The following is a 21,279-nucleotide window of genomic DNA, read 5'->3' on the forward strand; positions in this document are numbered from 1 at the left end:
GCTTACAGGCTGCCGGAGCTGCGCTTGGTGCTTGGCGTCGGCGTAGAGGACACTGCGCGGCCGTCGTGGTTGGTGATGCGCGACAGGGTGTCGGTGCGCACCTGGAACGGCGGGTACGGCAGGGTAATGCCGTGTTCGCGGTAGCCGGCCAGGATCAACTGGTGCATCTCGTGGCGCAGCGGCATACGGTGACCCATCTCGGCGGCGTAGATACGCAGTTCAAAGATCTGGATACCCTGCTGCAGATCGACCAGATAGACCTCCGGCGGCGGGTTATCCAGCACCAGCGAGCAGCGATGGGAGGCGTCGGTGAGGATTTTGGTCACCTCCTCGCTGTTGGCTTCCGCCGGCGCCGGTACGGTCAGCACCACGCGGGTGATGGCGTCGGACAGCGACCAGTTGACGAACTGTTCGGTGATAAACGCCTTGTTCGGCACGATGATCTCTTTGCGGTCCCAGTCAGAAATCGTGGTGGCGCGGGTATTGATCTTGGTGACGCTGCCGGTCAGGTTGCGGATCGTGACGGTATCGCCGATGCGGATCGGTTTTTCAAACAGAATGATCAGGCCGGAGATGAAGTTGGAGAAGATCTCCTGCATGCCGAAGCCGAGGCCGAAGGTCAGCGCGGTGACCACCCACTGCAGTTTCGACCATTCGATGCCGATCCAGGAGAAACTGAGGATAGCGCCGAACAGCAACAGCAGATATTTGGTGATGGTGGTAATGGCGTAACCGGTGCCGGGAGACAGATCCAGATGCTGCAGCACCGCCAGTTCCAGCAGCGCGGGCAGATTGCGCACCAGTTGGGTAGTGACCATGATCACCAGCACCGCGATCAGCACTGCGCCAAGGGTGATCGACTGAACGCTGTCAATGCCGTTGCTGGTGGAGGTCACGTTCCACAGGGAGATGTTTTCCAGGAAAGCAAAGGCGGAATGGATCTCCGACCACAGGAAGATCACCGACACCAGCGCGATCATCGTCAGGATCGAACGCACCAGCCGCAGCGACTGGGCGCTGATCGCATCCAGATCGATTTCTGTCTCATCGACATCGACGGTGCCTTCATTACTGCCGGTAACGTGCGTATTGCCGGCTTCGTCTTCCCCGCGCGCGCGCTGGGCGAGAATCTCGGCGCGCCGCTGTTTGGCGCGGTCAAAGGCGATGCGTCGGCGCTGAATCAGCATCCAACGGCGGATGATGTGGTAGACCACCAACAGGAAGAACCAGATGGCGACCGAGGTTTCCAGACGCGCCAGCAGGGCCTGGGCGGTGGCGAGGTAGCCGATGGCGGCCGCCAGCGCTGCCAGCAGCGGCGCAGACATCAGTACGCCCCACAGCGCGGTGTTCACCATATTTTCGCCGGAGCCTTTCTTATCCAGATAGAGCGGGATACCGGCGCGCTTCAGGCTGCTGGTCACCAGCAGCAGGGCGACGCACAGCAGGATGAAGCACAGGCGTCCCAGCGTGTTGGAGAATTCGCGGTCGTTGAGGTTATCGAAGGTAATCAGCGCCATAATCAGCGGCACAATCAGCCAGATCGACATTTTGTAATAGCGCATGGCGCGGGAAACCTGCTGCGCCGGCCAGCCGAAGTGCACAATAAACAGCCCGCGCGGGTGGGCGAAGGTGGCGCTGATCATACAGACCCACAGGATTGGCAGGGTGGCGGTCACGCCGTCGCCGATCGCCACGGCGACCGGATAAGGCCAGGCATTTTGCAGGCCGAAGCCCAGCGCTGCCCACAGCACCGGCAGCGGCAGCGCCACCAGAATAGACCAGAAGACGTTGCGCAGGGTCAGATAGAACTGATCCTGAGTGACCTTGCCGACCTTACTGCTCGAACGTTCCAGAAATGCGTGATAGTGCTTGCGGGTGCTGATGCTGAATATCACCAGCAGCAGGGCGCCGAAAATGGGCACCAGCGTGCTACGGCTGGTCACCATCATCACAAAGGCGCTGCTCAGCTGAGCCAGGGTATCCAACGACAGCAGGCGGGTCAGATCGTGCGCCACGTTTATTGGGTAGGAGAGCGTCAGCGGGCTGACGTCCGGCACCCAGAACAGATAACGGTGGGTGGCGTCTTTGATCTCATTGAGCGCGTCGACCAGCTGCGTGTTGGCCACCTTCAGCTTGGTCAGCTCAAGAATTTGCGTATCGCAGCCGGACAGCAGGGAATTAAGTAGCTCGCGCTGGGTGCGCAGCTGCGCGTCGATAATCTGCTGCTGCCCCGGCGTCAGGTCGGAGCCGTCGTCCTGTTTAAGGCTTTGCGCGCGCTGCGGCAGTTTTTCCAGCTGGTTTTCAAACTGCAGGCGCTGCACGCGCAGCTGCGCCATATCGCTGTCCAGCTGCTGCGGTTTGGGCATTTCCGGCAGCGTCGACACCTGCGCGCGCAGCGTTTCGCCCAGCACCGGCGACGAACCCAGCCATTGCGCTTGCTCGATGATGGTGCTCATTGCCTGGCGCACCTGCAGGGTTTGCGAGGCGGCCTGGCGCTGCTGCGAAGAGATCAGATCCATGCGCTGCGCCTGGTTGTTCAGCGCGGTGGACAATTCACGGTTGATTTGCAGCTGTTCGCTGATGCTTTTCGGTAGCTCGCCGCTCTGTTCGGCCAGCTGTTCGGTTTTTTTCAGCGCCAGTTCGGCTTCGCGCTGACGCTGGTTATTCAGGTTATTGCGCAGCGCCTGCAGCTGAATATCCAGCTTTTCATGGCGCTTTTTAAATACTTCGGCACGCATGCGCGCCAGCTCCTGCCGGTTGTTGGCCGACAGCTGTGCAAGATCCAGTTCATTGACCTTGGCCTTGCGCGCGGCGGATTCGGTCTGCAGCAGATACAGCTGCGCCAGCGCCTGCGGTTTGGTCGGGTTTGGCGGCAGCGCCTGCAGGCGGCGCTGGGTTTCCGTCAGTGCGCGCCGGGCCTCGGTCTGTTGCTGTGGCAACTGGCCGAGTGAGTCGCTGATCTCGCGCGAACGGTCCTGCTCCTGCTGCATCAGGCGCGCCTGTTCCAACAGCTGGCTACTGGTCTGCAGAATTTGCTGTTCCAGCTCGCTGGTAGGCAGATTGTCGCCGTTCGGCAGGATTTTGGCGCTTTCGACCGTTAACTGACGGCGCAGCTGCTGCGCCATCTTGGGAAAGTCGTCGATCACTTTCTGATACTGTTCCGTACGCGTCAGGGATTCTGTGCGTTCGGCCAGCCGGTTGAGGGCGCTTTGCAGCGCCTCAACCGTTTCCGCCTGATTGGGTGCGTTCTTGTTGCTTTCTGCCTGTTTCAGCTCCTGTTTGAGCTGTGACTCGCTAGGCAGCGCCGCCGCCAGCGCCGGCTGAGCCAGTAAACAACCGAGCAATAACGTGGTGATAATCAGGCGCACGGCATCATTCCTTTAGGTTTGCGGCGCTTCTGCCGCGTCACGCGCGGTAGCCGCTTCGGCAAAGGCTTCGCCCATACGGGTCACGGTGCCGTTGTTCAGGCGCGGTTCAAAATGCACGCTGTTGGCGGTAAACAGGTTGATCACCGTCGACCCCAGCTTAAAGCGGCCCATTTCCGCGCCTTTTGCCAGCGTAATAGCGTCGTCTTCACCGGCCGCCGGATAGGTCCAGCGTTTGATGATGCCTTCGCGCGGCGGGGTGACGGTGCCGGCCCAGACGGTTTCAATACTGCCGACGATGGTGGCGCCGACCAGTATTTGCACCATAGGCCCGAACGCCGTGTCGAAGATGCAGATCACGCGTTCATTACGGGCGAACAGGTTAGGCACGTTGGCGGCGGTCAGCGGGTTGACCGAGAACAGGTCACCCGGTACGTAGATCATTTCGCGCAGCACGCCGTCGCACGGCATATGCACGCGGTGATAGTCTCGCGGCGCCAGGTAGGTGGTGGCGAACAGGCCGTTGCGGAAGGTGTCCGCCAACTGATAGTTACCGGCCAGCAGCGCCTCCAGGCTGTAGTGATGCCCCTTGGCCTGGAAGATTTGATCGTCGCGGATCAGGCCAAGCTGGCTGATGGCGCCGTCAGCCGGCAGCGCCAGCACGTTGGCTTCGCTGACGACGGGACGCGCGCCGTCGCGCAGCGGGCGTACAAAGAATTCGTTGAAGGTGGCGTATGAGGTCAAATCCGGGTTCTGCGCTTCCTGCATATCCACGCGGTAATAGCGGGCGAACAGTTTTACCACCTGTTGTGTCAGCCAGCCGGCCTCTTTGTCTGCGCCCCAGCCGGCCAGACGGGTCAGCGCCAACTTCGGCAGCCAGTATTGTAATTTGATTTTGATGCTATCCAGCACGTTAACCTCTTAAAAAGGGGGTAAAAGGCGCGCATTGTAACGACCCGCAGATCGCTGTCAACGTTCGCCCGATTGCGTTAACCGTTGGCGTCCAGCAGGTTCTTGCGAACCTTGACCTGCGCCATACTTTCCAGAATACGGTGATAGTTATCGAACCGCTCTTCGGCGATGTCGCCGCGCTCCACCGCCGCGCGGAGGGCGCAGCCGGGATCGTTGTCGTGTTTGCAGTCGCGGAATTTACAGCCGCCCAGATAATCGCGGAACTCGACGAAACCCTGGGTGATCTGTTCCGGCTCCAGGTGCCACAGGCCAAACTCACGCACCCCCGGCGAGTCGATAACATCGCCGCCGTGCTGGAAATGGTACAGCCGCGCCGCGGTGGTGGTGTGCTGGCCGAGGCCGGAGACATCGGAAACGTTATTCACCAGAATCTGTTCGTCGGACGGCGGCAGCAGGGCGTTCAGCAGGCTGGATTTCCCTACGCCTGACTGCCCGGCGAAAATACTGATGCGCCCCGCCAGCGCCTGCTCGAATTCCGCCATGCCTTCACGGGTACGGCTGGAAACTTCCAGCACCCGGTAGCCGATGCGGCGGTAAATATCCATCATGCCGTCAACCAGCTGGCGCGCTTCATCATCCAGCAGGTCGATTTTGTTCAGCACGATCAGCGGCTCGACATCCAGGGTTTCACAGGCGACCAGATAACGATCGATAATATTCAGCGACAGTTCCGGCAGGATCGCCGAGACGATCACGATCTGATCGATATTGGCGGCGATCGGTTTGACGCCGTCGTAAAAATCCGGGCGCGTCAGCACCGAGCTGCGCTCATGCACAGCTTCGACGATGCCTTTTACTCCTTCATGGTTGCCAAGGCCGGGACGCCAGACTACGCGGTCGCCGGTCACCAGCGAACGCAGGGTGCGACGAATATTGCAGCGATGCTGGCTACCGTCTGCTGCTTCAACGTCGGCGTGCATGCCAAAGCGGCTGATGACGATCCCCTCTTGCGGTTCACCCAATTGGCTATCGTCCAGTTCCGGTTTGTTATCAGTGCGCTTCAGGCGACGCTGATGGTTCGCCTGCACTCGGCGTTGTTGACCTTTAGACAGTTTGTTTTTGCTCACTGCGCCTCACTCTTCGGCTTTATATCGCTCTATCGCTCGTTGCGACTAAAAAGACTATGATACACGCTATTTTATATTAAATAACCGTTGTTGGCTGCCGGGCGCCGCGCGCCGTTGCGGAATATTTGCCGCCGCCGGCCGGCGCAGGGTTGTCTTGAGGCTTACAGGCAGGAACTATCATGACCGCAAACGAAAATAACCTGATTTGGATCGATCTGGAAATGACCGGTTTGGATCCCGAGCGTGACCGCATTATCGAGATTGCAACGCTGGTGACGGACGCCAATCTGAACATCCTGGCGGAAGGGCCGGTGATCGCCGTGCATCAGTCAGACGAACAGCTGGCGCTCATGGATGACTGGAACGTGCGCACCCACACCGGCAGCGGGCTGGTGGAACGGGTGAAGGCCAGCACCGTTGACGACCGGGCAGCGGAACTGGCGACCATTGCGTTTCTTGAGCAGTGGGTGCCGGCGGGCAAATCGCCGATTTGCGGCAACAGCGTGGGCCAGGACCGGCGTTTTCTGTTCCGTTATATGCCACTGCTGGAAGCCTACTTCCACTACCGCTATCTGGATGTCAGCACGCTGAAGGAGTTGGCGCGTCGCTGGAAGCCGGAAATTCTGGCCGGCTTTAAAAAGCAGGGCACCCATCAGGCGCTGGACGATATCCGTGAGTCGGTGGCGGAGCTGGCCTATTACCGCGAGCATTTTATTCAGCTGTAAGCTGCAGATAGCCGTTAGACGTTCAGAAAATGCCGCTTTTCGCCGCTTAATTCGCCATATTGGCGCATTAAGCAGCAATCAAACAAAAAAAGCGATTTTTTGCGTTTAGGGGCTTGCGGCAAAAAGGAATTCTCGTATAATGCGCACCCCGTACCGATGAAGAATTTCGAAAAGTTCAGCTATCGATACGACGCGGGAATAGCTCAGTTGGTAGAGCGCAACCTTGCCAAGGTTGAGGTCGCGAGTTCGAGCCTCGTTTCCCGCTCCAAATTCAGCAATGTCGCACTATGCGGCATGATGAGTAACAAGCAGTACCAGCAGTAACCATGCGACGCGGGAATAGCTCAGTTGGTAGAGCGCAACCTTGCCAAGGTTGAGGTCGCGAGTTCGAGCCTCGTTTCCCGCTCCAAAATTTCAAAGGCCATCTTCATTTTTGGCCGGATGCTGTAAAGCATCTCTTGTGTGCGGGAATAGCTCAGTTGGTAGAGCGCAACCTTGCCAAGGTTGAGGTCGCGAGTTCGAGCCTCGTTTCCCGCTCCAATTTTCTCCCCCTGAATGAACCCATACCGCCTGAAAAGGTGCGGTAACGCGTCTTCTCTCTTATCCTTGCGAAAAATCTTGTAAACAGAGTTATCCACAGGCTGGATGGGTAATACCTCTTGGATAAAAAAACAACGTTACCAGAATGAAATATTTATCTTTTTGATATTAAAGAATATTTATTAATTTGAAAACGTTATCCCGATCACTTGCTCTTTTTGTGACGTTTGAAAGACAACGGGTTTTTATTTTTATACACAAGTCCACAGGTGACCTTCAGGACTGGCCGATAGGTCTGCCATTGGCATTAGGCATCTCTGGGTAATCCTTTTTCCACAGCGCGTATTAACCGTTTTTTCTGCGGGCTTTGTACTTCAATGCGGTGTTCGGTACGGCGGGCGAGCTGCTGTTGCAGCGCCCACTCGATATGTTCATCCAGCAGTTCGCTTTGCCCCAGCCGCGTGCGCAGGGCGCTGAGAATCGCTTCCTGATACGGCGCATTGCCGAGCGCAACGGCAATGTTACGCAACCAACGCAAATGGCCGATGCGGCGAATCGCCGAGCCTTCGGTGATGCGCAGAAATTTCTCTTCACTCCAGGAAAACAGATCGATCAGCTGCGGAGCGTGCAGCGCCGCGCGCGGGCTGAAATCTGTTTCGTCGGTCAGCTGTGAGAAACGGTTCCACGGGCAAATCAGCTGGCAGTCGTCGCAGCCGTAAATACGGTTGCCCATGAGCGGGCGAAACTCTTCCGGAATGGCGCCTTCCAACTCAATGGTCAGATAAGAGATACAGCGCCGGGCGTCAACGGTATATGGCTCGACGATGGCGCCGGTCGGGCAGGTGGTGATACAGGCCACACAGCGTCCGCACTGCTCTTCCTGAGGCTGGTCGACCGGCAGAGGCAGATCCACGAGCAGTTCACCGAGGAAGAACCATGAACCGGCTTCCCGATTGAGAATCAGTGAGTGTTTACCAACCCAGCCAATCCCGGCTTTGGCGGCTAACGGGCGCTCCATAATCGGCGCCGAATCGACAAACGGACGAAAATTCAGTTCGCCGCAATACTGCTGGATCTGTTCGCCGAGTTTTTTCAGGCGCTGACGCAGCAGTTTGTGATAATCACGCCCCAGTGCATAGCGGCTGACATAGCCGAGCTGCGGATTGTTCAGCGTGCTGGCGAACGCCGCTTTGGCCGGCAGGTAGTTCATGCGCACGCTGATCACCCGCAGAGTGCCGGGCAGCAGCTCATGCGGCCGGGCGCGCAGCATGCCGTGGCGCGCCATCCATTCCATCTCGCCGTGGTACTGCTTATCAAGCCACGCCTGCAATTTGGGCTCTTCTGCGCTCAGATCGGTATCGCAGATACCAACCTGCTGGAATCCTAGCGATTGCCCCCATTGCTTGATATGTTGGGCGAGTTGATTGAGATCGAGAGGGTGTGTCATGACGGGCCATAGTGAGAAACAATACGCTGTCAGTTTACCACACTCTGTCTGGCCTGCGGACTGGATCCGACAGGCGGAGCCGTTAGCGGCGGCGGCGGCCGGGATATCGCTGTACGAACTGATGCTGCGTGCAGGCCGGGCGGCTTACCAACTGGCTTGCGATCGCTATCCGGCTGCGCGTCATTGGCTGGTGCTGTGCGGGCATGGCAATAACGGCGGTGATGGCTATGTGGTCGCGCGTCTGGCCACCGAAGCCGGCGTGCGGGTGACGCTGATCGCCGGCACAGGTTCGCGCCCCTTGCCAGAGGAGGCAGCGGCGGCGCGCCAGGCCTGGCTGGATGCCGGCGGTCTGGAACTGGCGAGCGACAGCCGCTGGCCGGTGGATATCGACCTGATCATTGATGGTCTGTTGGGCAGCGGGCTGACGAGCGCGCCGCGTGCGCCGGTGGCGGCATTAATCGAGGCGGCCAATCACAGCGGGCTGCCGATTGTGGCGCTGGATATTCCCTCCGGGCTACTGGCCGCCAGCGGCGCGGTTCCCGGTGCGGCGATCCGCGCCGCGCACACCATCACCTTTATCGGATTGAAGCCGGGCCTGCTGACCGGCCAGGCGCGCGATTGGGTCGGGCAACTTCATCAGAGTACGCTAGGATTATCTGACTGGCTGGCACAGCAACCGGTGCAGATTCAGCGCGTTAGTGCGCCCGATCTGGCGGGATGGCTGCCACCGCGCCGTCCGTGTTCTCATAAAGGCGAACACGGGCGCCTGCTGTTGGTCGGTGGCGATCGCGGCTTTGGCGGTGCGATACGTATGGCCGCTGAAGCGGCGCTGCGCAGCGGTGCAGGTCTTGTGCGAGTACTTACTCACTATGAGCATGTGGCGCCGTTGCTGACGGCGCGTCCCGAGCTGATGGTGCAAGCGCTGGATGACGAGGCCCTGCAGCGGGCGCAGGCGTGGGCTGATGTCACGGTAATTGGCCCGGGTCTTGGGCAGGAGGCGTGGGGTCAGAATGCGCTGAAAGTTCTCCAATCCAGCGATAAACCAACATTATGGGATGCTGATGCGCTTAACCTGCTGGCATTAAATCCCGAGAAGCGTCAGAATCGTGTTATTACGCCGCATCCCGGCGAAGCGGCGCGGCTATTGGGCTGTAGCACCGCTGACATTGAAAGTGATCGCTTACTTGCCGTGCGACGTTTGGCTGCGGAGTATGGCGGCGTTGCGGTGCTGAAAGGCGCGGGGACGCTGATCGCCGATGAGCACGGCGCGATGGCGATTGCCGATGTCGGCAACCCAGGTATGGCGTCCGGCGGTATGGGCGACGTGCTGGCGGGTATTATCGGCGGATTGCTGGCGCAAAAGCTCTCGCTGTATGATGCCGCCTGCGCCGGTTGTGTGGTCCACGGCGTTGCCGCAGATAGCGTGGCGGAAAAACAGGGCACCAGAGGGTTGCTGGCGACCGATTTACTGCCGGCGATCCCCTATTACGTTAATCCTCAGTTGGCAAAATAGATATTATCGAATGAAAGAACTCGTGTTACCTCTGCCGGATGAGGCAGCGACGGTTGAATTGGGAGCCGCGTTGGCGCAGGCGTGCGATCGGGCCAGCGTCATTTACCTGTATGGGGATTTGGGCGCCGGTAAAACGACCTTCAGCCGCGGTTTCCTGCAGGCGCTGGGCCATCAGGGCAATGTGAAAAGCCCGACCTATACGCTGGTGGAGCCTTATGCTCTGGAGCCGCTGTCGGTTTATCACTTTGATCTGTATCGGCTGGCCGATCCTGAAGAACTCGAATTTATGGGCATTCGCGACTACTTCGCGCAGAATGCCATTTGCCTGGTGGAATGGCCGCAGCAGGGCGCGGGTGTCTTGCCGCCGCCGGATTTGGCGCTGCATCTGAGCTACCAGGATCAAGGCCGGGAAGCGCGTCTGGACGCACTGTCCGACTATGGCAGCCAACTCATCGACCGAATCCACGGGTAACAGGGATGACGCCAACATGATGTATGGACTAAAGAAAATCCTCGGCATGGCGCTGATCGTCGCGATGGGGCTGTTTGGCCCGTCGTTGGCGCAGGCGGCGTCATCGTCGCTGGCGGATATCAAAGTCACCAACGCCCAGCGCGAGGCGACCGTCGCGGTCAGCTTTAACGGCCCGCCGGCCTATGCGTTCTTCCCGCTGCACGGGCCGGAGCGCGTAGTGCTGGACGTCAATCAGAGCGGCAAAGTCAGCGGCCTGCCGCTTAACTTCAGCGGCCAGAATTTGGTGAAACGCATCCGCTCCAGCGCGCCGAAAGACGCGCAGAGCGTGCGCCTGGTGTTTGAGCTGACGCAGCGCGCGAAAACCCGCGCGGTCACGCGGCAGAACGGTAACGTGTATACCGTGGTGTTTACCATTGCCGCCACGGGCAGCAATAACGTTGTGCGCCAGGCGCCCGCGCCGGCGGCCAGTAAGCCGCTGGCCAGTAAACCGCTGGTGACGAAAACAGAAGAACCGGTGCGCCGTGTGGCGTCTACCCGCTCATCCGGCAGCAATCCGTTCAAGGAAAAACCGACCGTGGTGGCCGGCACAGCAACGGCGGAAACGCCGCGCAGCAGCCGCGTGTCCGCCGGTTCGGGCAACCGCGTCGTGGTGGCGATCGACGCCGGCCACGGCGGCCAGGATCCCGGCGCGCTGGGGCAAAACGGGTTGCGTGAAAAGAACGTAACCATTGCCGTTGCCCGCCGTTTGGAGACGTTGCTGGAGAAAGATCCGATGTTCAAACCGGTGCTGACGCGTACCGGCGACTATTTTGTGTCGGTAATGGGGCGTTCGGAAGTGGCGCGTAAGCAAGGGGCTAATGTGCTGGTGTCGATCCACGCGGACTCGGCGCCAAACCGCAGAGCGACCGGTGCGTCAGTATGGGTGTTGAATAACCGCCGTGCCAACAGTGAAATGGCCAACTGGCTGGAACAGCATGAGAAACAGTCCGAGCTGCTGGGCGGCGCGGGCGATCTGCTGGCCAGCAATCAGGCCGATCCGTATCTCAGCCAGGCGGTGCTGGACTTGCAGTTCGGCCATTCGCAGCGCGTGGGCTATGATGTGGCGGTGAAGGTGCTGAGTGAAATGCAGACTATCGGCGTGCTGCACAAGAGCCGTCCGCAGCCGGCCAGTCTTGGCGTGCTGCGCTCGCCGGATATTCCTTCCCTGCTGGTGGAAACCGGCTTTATCAGCAACCCTTCGGAGGAGCGACTGCTGGGCAGTAGCGACTATCAGGAAAAGCTAGCCAAGGCGATTCATCGCGGTCTGCGCAGCTACTTCCTGTCGCATCCGCTACAAGCCGACCCAAAGGTGGAAAACCGACCGCTGGACGTCGCAGCGGCGGTTAACACGGCTTCACCAGACGTTAGCAGCAGTTACCGGGGTAAAACGCAGATTCACGTTGTGCGCAGAGGGGAAACGCTCTCTGCGATTGCCCGCCGTTACGGCACCAGCATGACGGCGTTGCATAACCTCAATAAATTGAAGAAAGACGGCGTATGGGTAGGACAGCGGCTGAAAGTGCCGGCGGCGGGCGCCGCTGCCGGCAGTCAGCACATCGCCAAAACGCGCGGCGGCGTGAGCAAACCGTCGCGGCATAAAGTGGTGCGCGGTGATACGCTGTCTTCCATTGCCGTACACTATGGCGTTAGCGTCAGTGCCCTGAAAAGCGCCAATCGCCTGAAGTCGGACGTCGCGCCGCTGGATCGGACGCTGACCATTCCGCATACCTGAACCATCAAGGGGAACCCGCATGTCAATCCAGGTGTTACCGCCACAGCTTGCCAACCAGATCGCCGCCGGAGAAGTGGTTGAGCGGCCTGCGTCGGTCGTGAAAGAGCTGGTGGAGAACAGCCTGGATGCCGGGGCCACGCGCATTGATATTGAGATTGAACGCGGCGGCGCCAAGCTGATCCGTATTCGCGATAACGGCTGCGGTATTGGTAAGGAAGAGCTGGCGCTGGCGCTGGCGCGGCACGCCACCAGTAAAATCACCACCCTCGACGATCTGGAAGCGATCGTTAGCCTGGGCTTTCGCGGCGAGGCGCTGGCCAGTATCAGTTCGGTATCGCGCCTGACGCTGACTTCGCGCACTGCCCAGCAGCAGGAAGCCTGGCAGGCTTACGCCGAAGGGCGCGAGCAGGCGGTGACGGTGAAGCCAGCGGCGCATCCGATAGGCAGCACGCTGGAGGTGCTGGATCTGTTTTACAATACGCCGGCGCGGCGTAAATTCATGCGCACCGAAAAAACCGAATTCGGCCATATTGACGAAGTGGTGCGACGCATTGCGCTGGCGCGTTTCGATGTGGCAATCACGCTCAGCCACAATGGCAAGCTGATGCGTCAGTATCGTGCGGCGAAAGAAGAGAGCCAGCATGAACGCCGTCTTGCCAGCATCTGCGGCCCGGCGTTTTTACAGCATGCGCTGGCGGTTTCCTGGCAGCACGGCGATTTAACCATCCGCGGCTGGGTGGCGGACCCTGCAGGTGCGCGGGCGCTTGGCGATATGCAGTACTGCTATGTCAACAGCCGGATGATGCGCGACCGGCTGATCAACCACGCGATCCGCCAGGCGTATCAGGATCAGCTGCAGGATGAGCAGCAGCCGGCATACGTGCTGTATCTGGACGTCGATCCGCATCAGGTAGACGTCAACGTGCATCCCGCCAAGCATGAGGTGCGTTTTCATCAGGCACGTCTGGTGCATGACTTTATCTACCAGGCGGTGACTACGGTGCTGCAGCAGGTGGGGCAGGCGCCGTTGCCGCTGGCGGAAGAAGCGGAGCAGCAGGAGCCCGCGCCGGCCTGGCAGCCGGAAAACCGCGTCGCTGCCGGCGGCAATCACTTTTCTCAGCCCGCGCCGGAGAGCACGCCACGGCGTGAAACGGCACCTTCCGCACCGGCGAGCGAGCGGGCGCCGCAGAGCTATCACGGCGGCTCCGGCTACCAGAAGCGCGAAGGCGAGCTGTATGGGCGCCTGATGCAGGCGACGCCTGAACCGGCGCCGGCCGCTGCCAAAGAGAAACCGCCGCTGTTCCCGTCGGCGAAAACGACACAGGTACCGCAGGAGCCGGCATTGGCCGGCAGCCAGCATGGTTTCGGCCGGGTATTGATGGTGTACCCGCCGTGCTACGCGCTGATGGAGCAGCAACAGCGTCTGTCGTTGCTGAACCTGCCGGTGGCCGAGCGCTGGCTGCGCCAGGCGCAGCTGACGCCGCCGGAAGAGGGGCTGCGCCCGCAGCCGCTGCTGATCCCGGTAAAACTGACGCTGGAAAAAGCGGAGGTTGCCGCCTGCACGGCGCATCAGGCGCTGCTGGTGAAAATGGGGATGGAGCTGCAGGTCGATCACGGGCGTGTGACGTTGCGCGCAGTGCCTTTACCGTTACGCCAACAAAATTTACAAAAGTTGATTCCGGAACTGTTAGGCTATCTGGCCGACCATAAAGCGATGTCGCCTGAGGTGCTGGCCACCTGGTTTGCCCGCCATCTTGGCAGTGAACATGAACAGTGGAACGCCTCGCAAGCGATACAATTACTGACCGACGTTGAACGACTTTGCCCGCAGCTGGTCAAAGCGCCACCGAGCGGTCTCTTACAACCTGTTGATTTACAGGCTGCACTGGCAGCCCTTACACATGACTGAAACAGCAATAACGCCGCGGCCTCCGGCGATTTTTATCATGGGGCCGACAGCGTCGGGCAAGACCGCATTGGCGATGGCGCTGCGCGAGCAGCTGCCGGTAGAGCTGATTAGCGTCGATTCGGCGCTGATTTATCGCGGGATGGATATCGGCACCGCCAAGCCGAGCGCCGAAGAACTGGCGCAGGCGCCGCATCGGCTGATAGATATCCGCGATCCCGCTGAGGCGTATTCCGCCGCGGACTTTCGCGCCGACGCGCTGAAAGAGATGGCCGAGATTACCGCCGCCGGGCGCATTCCGCTGCTGGTGGGTGGCACCATGCTGTATTTCAAGGCGTTGCTGGAGGGGCTTTCCCCGCTGCCGTCCGCTGATGCGGCGGTGCGCGAACGTATTGAACAGCAGGCGGCGGAGCAAGGTTGGGAGGCGCTGCACCAGCAGTTACATCAGATAGATCCGGTAGCGGCGTTAAGAATTCATCCGAATGATCCGCAGAGACTGACCAGAGCACTGGAAGTTTTTTTTATTTCGGGTAAAACTTTAACGGAACTGACTAAAATTTCGGGTGAATCGTTGCCGTATCATGTTCACCAATTTGCGATAGCGCCGAACAGCCGTGAGTTGTTACATCAACGCATTGAGCTGCGGTTCCATCAAATGTTGGCGGCAGGTTTTGAGACGGAAGCGCGCGCACTTTTCGCGCGGGGTGATTTGCATACGGATTTGCCTTCCATTCGCTGTGTCGGTTACCGCCAGATGTGGTCATATTTGTCTGGCGAAATTAGTTACGATGAAATGGTTTATCGTGGTATTTGCGCAACGCGTCAGTTGGCCAAACGTCAAATGACCTGGTTACGGGGCTGGGAGTCAGTCCGCTGGCTGGACAGCGAAAAGCCGGGAGAGGCTTTGGCGTCGGTGACACAGGTTGTTAGTGCATAGGCTGATTGATTGTGTACAATTGATGAGTATTCAGCGCGCAAATTTTTTTAGGTCGTACATTTTAGAGCCGACAGGTTCTTAGTTACAAACAACAAGCAAATAAGGAAAAGATAGAATGGCTAAGGGGCAATCTTTGCAAGATCCGTTCCTGAACGCATTGCGTCGTGAACGTGTTCCGGTTTCTATTTATTTGGTGAATGGTATTAAGCTGCAAGGCCAGATTGAGTCTTTTGACCAGTTTGTCATTCTGTTGAAAAACACAGTAAGCCAGATGGTGTATAAGCACGCTATTTCTACCGTTGTCCCATCGCGCCCGGTTTCGCATCACAGCAACAATCCGAGCGGCGGCAGCAATAACTATCACCATGGTAATAATCCGTCTGCGCAGCAACAGCCGCAGCAGGAAAGCGATGACGCTGAATAAGGCGCATTGCAAGACAACCATGACGGGGAACGTAAGCAGCCTTGCGCTGTTTATGTCCCCCACACTCGCGGTTGATATCCGTTTGAGAGGTTGCACGCTTGTTTGACCGTTATGAAGCCGGTGAGCAGGCCGTACTGGTTCATATCTATTTCTCGCAGGACAAAGATACGGAAGATCTCAGCGAATTCGAGTCGCTGGTTTCTTCAGCCGGTGTTCAGGCTTTGCAAGTGGTGACTGGCAGCCGCAAAGCCCCGCACCCGAAGTACTTTGTCGGTGAAGGAAAGGCCGAAGAAATTGCAGATGCGGTGAAAGCCAGCGGCGCGTCTGTTGTCCTGTTTGATCATGCCCTTTCCCCGGCGCAGGAAAGAAACCTTGAGCGTCTGTGTGAATGCCGGGTTATCGACCGCACCGGGTTGATTCTAGACATCTTTGCCCAGCGCGCCCGTACTCATGAAGGCAAGCTGCAGGTAGAGCTGGCGCAGTTGCGCCATATCGCCACGCGTTTGGTGCGCGGTTGGACGCACCTGGAGCGCCAGAAAGGGGGGATCGGCCTGCGCGGGCCGGGGGAAACCCAATTAGAGACCGACCGTCGTTTGTTGCGCGATCGTATCAGCTTGATTCTGCGCCGCCTGGAGCGGGTAGAGAAGCAGCGTGAACAAGGCCGACGGGCGCGTACCCGCGCCGACGTGCCGACCGTCTCACTGGTCGGCTATACCAACGCCGGCAAGTCCACCCTGTTCAACCGTATGACATCCGCCGAGGTTTACGCGGCGGATCAGCTGTTTGCCACGCTGGATCCCACCTTGCGACGCATCGACGTCACAGACGTCGGCGATACGGTGTTGGCGGATACCGTAGGGTTTATTCGACATCTTCCGCACGACCTGGTCGCCGCCTTTAAGGCGACGCTGCAGGAAACGCGGCAGGCATCGTTGCTGCTGCATGTGATCGACGCCGCAGATAGCCGCGTTGACGAGAACATTGAAGCCGTAAACAGCGTGCTGACAGAGATCGAGTCGGACGAGATACCTACACTGTTGGTGATGAACAAAATAGATATGCTGGATGATTTTGTTCCGCGTATCGACCGCAACGATGAAAATTTACCGATCCGCGTGTGGCTGTCCGCCGTCAGCGGGGAAGGTATTCCGTTGTTGTATCAGGCGTTGACGGAGCGCTTATCGGGGGAAATCGCGCATCATGAGCTGCGCTTACCGCCACGGGCAGGCCGTCTTCGTAGCCGTTTTTACCAGCTTCAGGCAATCGAAAAAGAGTGGAACGAAGAAGACGGCAGCATTGGCATGGTGGTGCGTATGCCGATAGTGGAGTGGCGTCGCCTGTGTAAACAGGAACACGATCTGATTAACTTTATAGTATGATCATATCCTGTTACATTTGTGCACTCGGTCTGCGGGCATTATAGGGGCGGCAAATTTTTGCTGTGGCCCGCGCGTGAACCTGAAGTACCCAATCACAGAATAATGGAGCTAAAACATGGCGTGGAATCAGCCCGGTAATAACGGACAGGACCGCGACCCGTGGGGGAGCAGCAATAATAATGGCGGCAACTCTGGCGGTAACAAAGGCGGTCGTGATCAAGGGCCACCTGATTTAGACGATATCTTCCGCAAGCTGAGCAAGAAATTGAGCGGCCTGGGCGGAGGCAAAGGCTCTAACGGCAATAGCGGCGGCAGCGGCGCGGGCTTCAGCGGCCGTATCATCGGCATCGCGGCGGTTGCTGTGGTGGTGATTTGGGCGGCCAGCGGTTTCTATACCATTAAGGAAGCTGAGCGCGGCGTGGTCACACGCTTCGGCAAGTTCAGCCATCTGGTGCAGCCGGGCCTGAACTGGAAGCCGACCTTTATTGATGAAGTGCGTCCGGTGAACGTGGAGTCGGTGCGCGAACTGGCTGCATCCGGCGTGATGCTGACTTCCGATGAGAACGTGGTGCGGGTCGAGATGAACGTGCAGTATCGCGTGACCGATCCGGAAGCGTACCTGTTCAGCGTGGTGAACGCTGACGACAGCCTGAGCCAGGCGACCGACAGTGCCCTGCGCGGCGTGATCGGCAAGTATTCCATGGACCGCATCCTGACTGAAGGGCGTACCGTGGTGCGTAACGATACCCAACGCATGTTGGAAGAGACCGTGCGTCCGTACAAAATGGGCATCACGCTGCTGGACGTCAACTTCCAGGCGGCGCGTCCGCCGGAAGAGGTGAAGGCGTCATTCGATGATGCTATCGCAGCACGTGAGAACGAGCAGCAGTACATCCGTGAAGCGGAAGCCTACGCCAACGAAGTTCAGCCGCGTGCGAACGGTCAGGCGCAGCGTCTGTTGGAAGACGCCAAAGCGTATAAAGACCGTACCGTCCTGGAAGCCCAGGGTGAGGTGGCGCGCTTTGCCAAACTGCTGCCGGAATACAAGTCAGCGCCGGAAATTACCCGTGAGCGTCTGTATATCGAAACCATGGAAAAAGTCCTGAGCCATACCCGCAAGGTGCTGGTGAATGACAAAGGCAACAACCTGATGGTGCTGCCACTGGAGCAGATGCTGCGCGGCCAGGCCGGCGCATCCAGCGACAGCGGCAACAAAGACACCAGCCTGATTCGTCTCAACCCTGCGCCGTCGACTTCCGGCAGCAACGCCGGCAGCAAACCGCAGAACAGCGGTTCGGTTATGGACCAACGCCGGGCGAATGCGCAGCGTGACGATACCACTCGCGTAGGGAGACAATAATCAATGCGTAAGTCTTTTGTAGTTATCCTCCTCGTGGTGCTGGTGGCGCTTTATGCTTCACTGTTTGTGGTGCAGGAAGGCCAGCGCGGCATCGTTCTGCGCTTCGGCAAGGTACTGCGTGATGACGAAAACAAACCGCTGATTTATGCGCCGGGCCTGCACTTCAAGATCCCGTTTATTGAATCGGTGAAAAATCTGGATGCGCGCATTCAGACCATGGAGAATCAGGCCGATCGCTTCGTGACCAGCGAGAAGAAAGACCTGATCGTCGACTCCTACCTGAAATGGCGCATCAGCGACTTCAGCCGTTACTATCTGGCGACCGGCGGCGGCGACGTCTCCCAGGCCGAGGTACTGCTGAAGCGTAAGTTCAGTGACCGTCTGCGTTCTGAAATCGGCCGTCTGGATGTGAAAGACATCGTGACCGACTCACGCGGCAAGCTGATGTCCGACGTGCGTGATGCGTTGAACACCGGTACGCTGAATAACGGCGAAGAGTTGCCGAAGACCGAAGCCGACGACGCTATCGCCTCTGCGGCGGCGCGTGTTGAGCGTGAAACCACCGGCAAACAGCCGCAGGTGAATCCGAACAGCATGGCGGCGCTGGGTATTGAAGTGGTTGACGTGCGTATCAAGCAGATCAACCTGCCGGCGGAAGTGTCCGATGCCATTTACCAGCGTATGCGCGCGGAGCGTGAAGCGGTAGCACGTCGTCTGCGTTCGCAGGGCCAGGAAGAAGCCGAGAAGCTGCGCGCCAGCGCGGACTACGAGGTAACGCGTACGTTGGCAGAAGCCGAGCGTCAGGCGCGTATCACCCGCGGTGAAGGGGATGCCGAAGCGGCCAAGCTGTTTGCCAACGCGTTCAGCCAGGATCCTAACTTCTATGCCTTTATCCGTAGCCTGCGTGCTTATGAAGCCAGCTTCAAAGAGAACCAGGACGTGATGGTGCTCAGCCCGGACAGCGATTTCTTCCGCTATATGAAATCGCCGGATTCGTCGCGTAAATAAGGCGTTAAAACAGTGACCGGGGGTCCGTGTTAGCACGGGCCCCTTCTTTTTTGGGGTAAGGCATGAATGCAACAATTTGGCTGGCGTTAGGTTTGGTTCTGGTGCTGGAAGGTCTGGGGCCGATGCTGTTTCCGCGCGCCTGGCGTAAAATGATCCTGACGATTTCGCAATTGCCGGACGCCACGCTGCGTCGTTTCGGCGGTGGAATAGTGGTTGCCGGCATCGTGATCTACTATATGTTGAGCACGCGCCTTGGTGGCTGAAGTCTAGCCGAAAAAATACGCAATCGTATGCGAAAAGTGCTGAAACTCTGAAATTACGGTGCTAGAATCCATTTTTAAGCAATCGGTGATTTCGAAAAATGGGTAAGAACGTCGTCGTACTGGGCACCCAATGGGGTGACGAAGGTAAGGGCAAGGTCGTTGACCTGCTGACTGAACGGGCTAAATATGTTGTGCGCTACCAAGGTGGCCATAACGCTGGCCACACTCTGGTTATCAACGGTGAAAAAACCGTTCTTCATTTGATTCCCTCTGGCATCCTGCGTGAAAACGTCACCAGCATCATCGGCAACGGTGTTGTACTGGCGCCTGACGCGCTGATGAAAGAAATGGGCGAACTTGAAGCGCGCGGCGTCCCGGTACGCGAGCGTCTGTTGTTGTCCGAAGCCTGTCCGCTGATCCTGCCTTACCACGTTGCGCTGGATGTAGCCCGTGAAAAAGCGCGCGGCGCGAAAGCCATCGGCACCACCGGCCGCGGTATTGGCCCGGCTTACGAAGATAAAGTTGCCCGTCGTGGTCTGCGCGTTGGCGATCTGTTCGATAAAGAGTCTTTCGCGGTTAAGCTGAAAGAAATCATCGAATACCACAACTTCCAGTTGGTTAACTACTACAAAGCCGAACCGGTCGACTTCCAGTCTACGCTGGACTACGTGATGTCCATTGCCGATATCCTGACCGCAATGGTGGTTGACGTTTCCGAATTGCTGGACGGCGCGCGTAAGCGTGGCGACCTGATCATGTTCGAAGGCGCGCAGGGTACGCTGCTGGATATCGACCACGGTACCTATCCGTACGTCACCTCGTCCAACACCACCGCTGGCGGCGTTGCCACCGGCTCCGGCATTGGTCCGCGTTACGTCGATTACGTGCTGGGCATCGTGAAAGCCTACTCGACCCGCGTTGGCGCAGGTCCGTTCCCGACCGAACTGTTTGACGAAACCGGCGAGTTCCTGTGCAAACAGGGCAACGAATTCGGCGCTACCACCGGCCGTCGTCGTCGTACCGGCTGGCTGGATGCGGTTGCCGTGCGTCGTGCGGTACAGATCAACTCCCTGTCCGGCTTCTGCCTGACCAAGCTGGACGTGCTGGATGGTCTGAAAGAAGTGAAAATCTGCGTGGGCTACCGCATGCCAGACGGCCGCGAAATGAACACCACACCGCTGGCGGCAGAAGGTTGGGAAGGTATTGAACCGATCTACGAAAGCATGCCTGGCTGGAGCGAAACCACCTTTGGCGTAAAAGAGTACAGCAAGCTGCCGCAGGCGGCGCTGAACTACATCAAGCGTCTTGAAGAGCTGACCGGTGTACCGGTAGACATTATCTCTACCGGCCCGGACCGCAGCGAAACCATGGTTCTGCGCGACCCGTTCGACGCATAATCGGTTTTTCTGCATGAAGCAAACCGGGCTGAGTCCCGGTTTGTTTTTTTCCGGCTTGCGCTCTGTCGGCCGTGCCCGTATCACTGAATTGAGTCAACACAGCGCGTATGGCGCTGAGGATAGCGGTTATTCCCACTCTCTGCGGTTCCCGTCAAAACACCGTCACCGTTCTGTCGTAAAGTCTTTCATGCGCTAAATAATTAGCGGCAAACTCACCGGCTGGTTTATTATCCAATAGCAATCTTTTGAAAAATGCCGAAAGCGGCACATTAAACGCAAACGGGCCCTATCGTGCCCAGAGGTAAACGTGCAGTTAACAAGTTTTACTGATTATGGCCTGCGGGCGCTGATTTATCTGGCATCGCTCCCGAAGGATAAAATGACCAGCATTTCGGAAGTGACCGAGGTGTATGGCGTATCCCGCAACCATATGGTGAAAATAATCAACCAACTGAGCCGTATTGGCCTGGTTACGGCCGTACGCGGTAAAAATGGCGGCATCCGGCTAGGCAAACCGGCTGAAACCATTCGTCTTGGCGACGTGGTGCGGGCGCTGGAACCGCTTGCCCTGGTTAACTGCAGCAGCGATTTTTGCCACATCACCCCGGCCTGCCGACTGAAGCAGGTACTGCAACAAGGGGTACAGAATTTCCTTGAAGAGTTGGATAACTACACTTTGGCCGATATGGTTGAAGATAATCCGCCGCTCTACAAGCTATTGCTTGTCGAATAA

The 21,279-nt window shown here is 58.4% G+C and carries 17 protein-coding genes and 3 tRNA genes; 16 read left to right on the forward strand and 4 right to left on the reverse strand.

All coding sequences use genetic code 11. The features are described from left to right. Positions 1-2: 2 nt before the first annotated feature. The 3 genes from mscM to rsgA form a co-directional block, all read right to left on the reverse strand. Positions 3-3,368: a miniconductance mechanosensitive channel MscM gene (gene mscM, locus CLM71_RS01670; RefSeq protein ID WP_105229471.1), complete on the reverse strand. Its 3,366-nt coding sequence runs from the start codon at positions 3,366-3,368 to the stop codon at positions 3-5. A 12-nt stretch (positions 3,369-3,380) separates the two neighbouring features. Continuing rightward, positions 3,381-4,277, reverse strand: a complete 897-nt coding sequence (gene asd, locus CLM71_RS01675) for an archaetidylserine decarboxylase (protein WP_105229472.1) — start codon at positions 4,275-4,277, stop codon at positions 3,381-3,383. Positions 4,278-4,354: 77 nt separating this feature from the next. Next, a complete protein-coding gene (rsgA, locus tag CLM71_RS01680) occupies positions 4,355-5,404 on the reverse strand; it encodes a small ribosomal subunit biogenesis GTPase RsgA (protein WP_105229473.1) in 1,050 nt (349 codons plus the stop codon). A gap of 179 nt (positions 5,405-5,583) precedes the next feature. Between rsgA and orn the strand changes: the two genes are divergently transcribed. The 4 genes from orn to CLM71_RS01700 all read left to right on the forward strand — a co-directional run bounded on the left by orn (position 5,584) and on the right by CLM71_RS01700 (position 6,669). After that, positions 5,584-6,129, forward strand: a complete 546-nt coding sequence (gene orn, locus CLM71_RS01685; RefSeq protein WP_105229474.1) for an oligoribonuclease — start codon at positions 5,584-5,586, stop codon at positions 6,127-6,129. 192 nt (positions 6,130-6,321) lie between these two features. Next, positions 6,322-6,397: transfer RNA gene (locus CLM71_RS01690), tRNA-Gly, on the forward strand. A gap of 65 nt (positions 6,398-6,462) precedes the next feature. Beyond that, a tRNA-Gly gene (locus CLM71_RS01695) sits at positions 6,463-6,538 on the forward strand. Positions 6,539-6,593: 55 nt separating this feature from the next. Continuing rightward, positions 6,594-6,669: transfer RNA gene (locus tag CLM71_RS01700), tRNA-Gly, on the forward strand. 307 nt (positions 6,670-6,976) lie between these two features. Here CLM71_RS01700 and queG read toward each other — a convergent pair. Then, the gene (gene queG / locus CLM71_RS01705) at positions 6,977-8,116 is read right to left on the reverse strand and encodes a tRNA epoxyqueuosine(34) reductase QueG (RefSeq protein WP_105229475.1); all 1,140 of its coding nucleotides are present in this window, start codon (positions 8,114-8,116) and stop codon (positions 6,977-6,979) included. On the opposite strand from queG, the gene nnr reads away from it, so the two are divergent. From nnr to nsrR, 12 genes are all read left to right on the forward strand, one after another. Next, a complete protein-coding gene (nnr, locus tag CLM71_RS01710; RefSeq protein WP_105229476.1) occupies positions 8,115-9,629 on the forward strand; it encodes a bifunctional ADP-dependent NAD(P)H-hydrate dehydratase/NAD(P)H-hydrate epimerase in 1,515 nt (504 codons plus the stop codon). The genes queG and nnr overlap by 2 nt on opposite strands. 10 nt (positions 9,630-9,639) lie before the next feature. Continuing rightward, positions 9,640-10,101, forward strand: a complete 462-nt coding sequence (gene tsaE, locus CLM71_RS01715; RefSeq protein WP_105229477.1) for a tRNA (adenosine(37)-N6)-threonylcarbamoyltransferase complex ATPase subunit type 1 TsaE — start codon at positions 9,640-9,642, stop codon at positions 10,099-10,101. 16 nt (positions 10,102-10,117) lie between these two features. Beyond that, entirely contained in the window at positions 10,118-11,872 is a 1,755-nt protein-coding gene (amiB, locus tag CLM71_RS01720) for an N-acetylmuramoyl-L-alanine amidase AmiB (RefSeq protein ID WP_105229478.1), read from the forward strand. 19 nt (positions 11,873-11,891) lie between these two features. After that, positions 11,892-13,781 (forward strand): DNA mismatch repair endonuclease MutL, encoded by a 1,890-nt coding sequence (gene mutL, locus CLM71_RS01725; RefSeq protein WP_105229479.1) that lies wholly within the window; start codon positions 11,892-11,894, stop codon positions 13,779-13,781. After that, complete coding sequence (gene miaA, locus CLM71_RS01730; protein ID WP_105229480.1) at positions 13,774-14,715, forward strand: tRNA (adenosine(37)-N6)-dimethylallyltransferase MiaA; 942 nt, start codon at positions 13,774-13,776, stop codon at positions 14,713-14,715. Before mutL ends, miaA begins: the two co-directional genes overlap by 8 nt. Positions 14,716-14,830: 115 nt before the next feature. Continuing rightward, positions 14,831-15,139 (forward strand): RNA chaperone Hfq, encoded by a 309-nt coding sequence (gene hfq, locus CLM71_RS01735; RefSeq protein ID WP_015344293.1) that lies wholly within the window; start codon positions 14,831-14,833, stop codon positions 15,137-15,139. A 98-nt stretch (positions 15,140-15,237) separates the two neighbouring features. After that, positions 15,238-16,518, forward strand: coding sequence for a ribosome rescue GTPase HflX (hflX, locus tag CLM71_RS01740; protein ID WP_105229481.1), 1,281 nt, complete (start codon positions 15,238-15,240; stop codon positions 16,516-16,518). Positions 16,519-16,633: 115 nt separating this feature from the next. Beyond that, positions 16,634-17,878 (forward strand): FtsH protease activity modulator HflK, encoded by a 1,245-nt coding sequence (gene hflK / locus CLM71_RS01745; protein ID WP_105229482.1) that lies wholly within the window; start codon positions 16,634-16,636, stop codon positions 17,876-17,878. A 3-nt stretch (positions 17,879-17,881) separates the two neighbouring features. Next, positions 17,882-18,886 carry a protease modulator HflC gene (gene hflC, locus CLM71_RS01750; RefSeq protein WP_105229483.1) on the forward strand — a complete coding sequence of 335 codons (1,005 nt, stop codon included), beginning with the start codon at positions 17,882-17,884 and terminating at the stop codon, positions 18,884-18,886. A 62-nt stretch (positions 18,887-18,948) separates the two neighbouring features. Then, positions 18,949-19,149, forward strand: a complete 201-nt coding sequence (locus tag CLM71_RS01755) for a DUF2065 domain-containing protein (RefSeq protein WP_015344297.1) — start codon at positions 18,949-18,951, stop codon at positions 19,147-19,149. A 98-nt stretch (positions 19,150-19,247) separates the two neighbouring features. Continuing rightward, on the forward strand, positions 19,248-20,546 hold the full coding sequence (locus tag CLM71_RS01760; RefSeq protein ID WP_105229484.1) for an adenylosuccinate synthase: 1,299 nt from the start codon (positions 19,248-19,250) through the stop codon (positions 20,544-20,546). Positions 20,547-20,853: 307 nt separating this feature from the next. Next, a complete protein-coding gene (gene nsrR, locus CLM71_RS01765) occupies positions 20,854-21,279 on the forward strand; it encodes a nitric oxide-sensing transcriptional repressor NsrR (protein WP_105229485.1) in 426 nt (141 codons plus the stop codon).

It is taken from the genome of Serratia sp. MYb239, from assembly GCF_002966855.1.
In the GTDB taxonomy this organism is placed as follows: Bacteria; Pseudomonadota; Gammaproteobacteria; order Enterobacterales; family Enterobacteriaceae; genus Serratia_B; species Serratia_B rhizosphaerae.

Bases quoted from the DNA above. Each gene is read 5' to 3' on its own strand.
- CLM71_RS01755 (WP_015344297.1), top strand. From the start codon at position 18,949: ATGAATGCAACAATTTGGCTGGCGTTAGGTTTGGTTCTGGTGCTGGAA.
- CLM71_RS01760 (WP_105229484.1), top strand. From the start codon at position 19,248: ATGGGTAAGAACGTCGTCGTACTGGGCACCCAATGGGGTGACGAAGGT.
- amiB (WP_105229478.1), top strand. From the start codon at position 10,118: ATGATGTATGGACTAAAGAAAATCCTCGGCATGGCGCTGATCGTCGCG.
- miaA (WP_105229480.1), top strand. From the start codon at position 13,774: ATGACTGAAACAGCAATAACGCCGCGGCCTCCGGCGATTTTTATCATG.
- tsaE (WP_105229477.1), top strand. From the start codon at position 9,640: ATGAAAGAACTCGTGTTACCTCTGCCGGATGAGGCAGCGACGGTTGAA.
- orn (WP_105229474.1), top strand. From the start codon at position 5,584: ATGACCGCAAACGAAAATAACCTGATTTGGATCGATCTGGAAATGACC.
- mutL (WP_105229479.1), top strand. From the start codon at position 11,892: ATGTCAATCCAGGTGTTACCGCCACAGCTTGCCAACCAGATCGCCGCC.
- nnr (WP_105229476.1), top strand. From the start codon at position 8,115: ATGACGGGCCATAGTGAGAAACAATACGCTGTCAGTTTACCACACTCT.
- hfq (WP_015344293.1), top strand. From the start codon at position 14,831: ATGGCTAAGGGGCAATCTTTGCAAGATCCGTTCCTGAACGCATTGCGT.
- hflC (WP_105229483.1), top strand. From the start codon at position 17,882: ATGCGTAAGTCTTTTGTAGTTATCCTCCTCGTGGTGCTGGTGGCGCTT.
- hflK (WP_105229482.1), top strand. From the start codon at position 16,634: ATGGCGTGGAATCAGCCCGGTAATAACGGACAGGACCGCGACCCGTGG.
- queG (WP_105229475.1), bottom strand. From the start codon at position 8,116: ATGACACACCCTCTCGATCTCAATCAACTCGCCCAACATATCAAGCAA.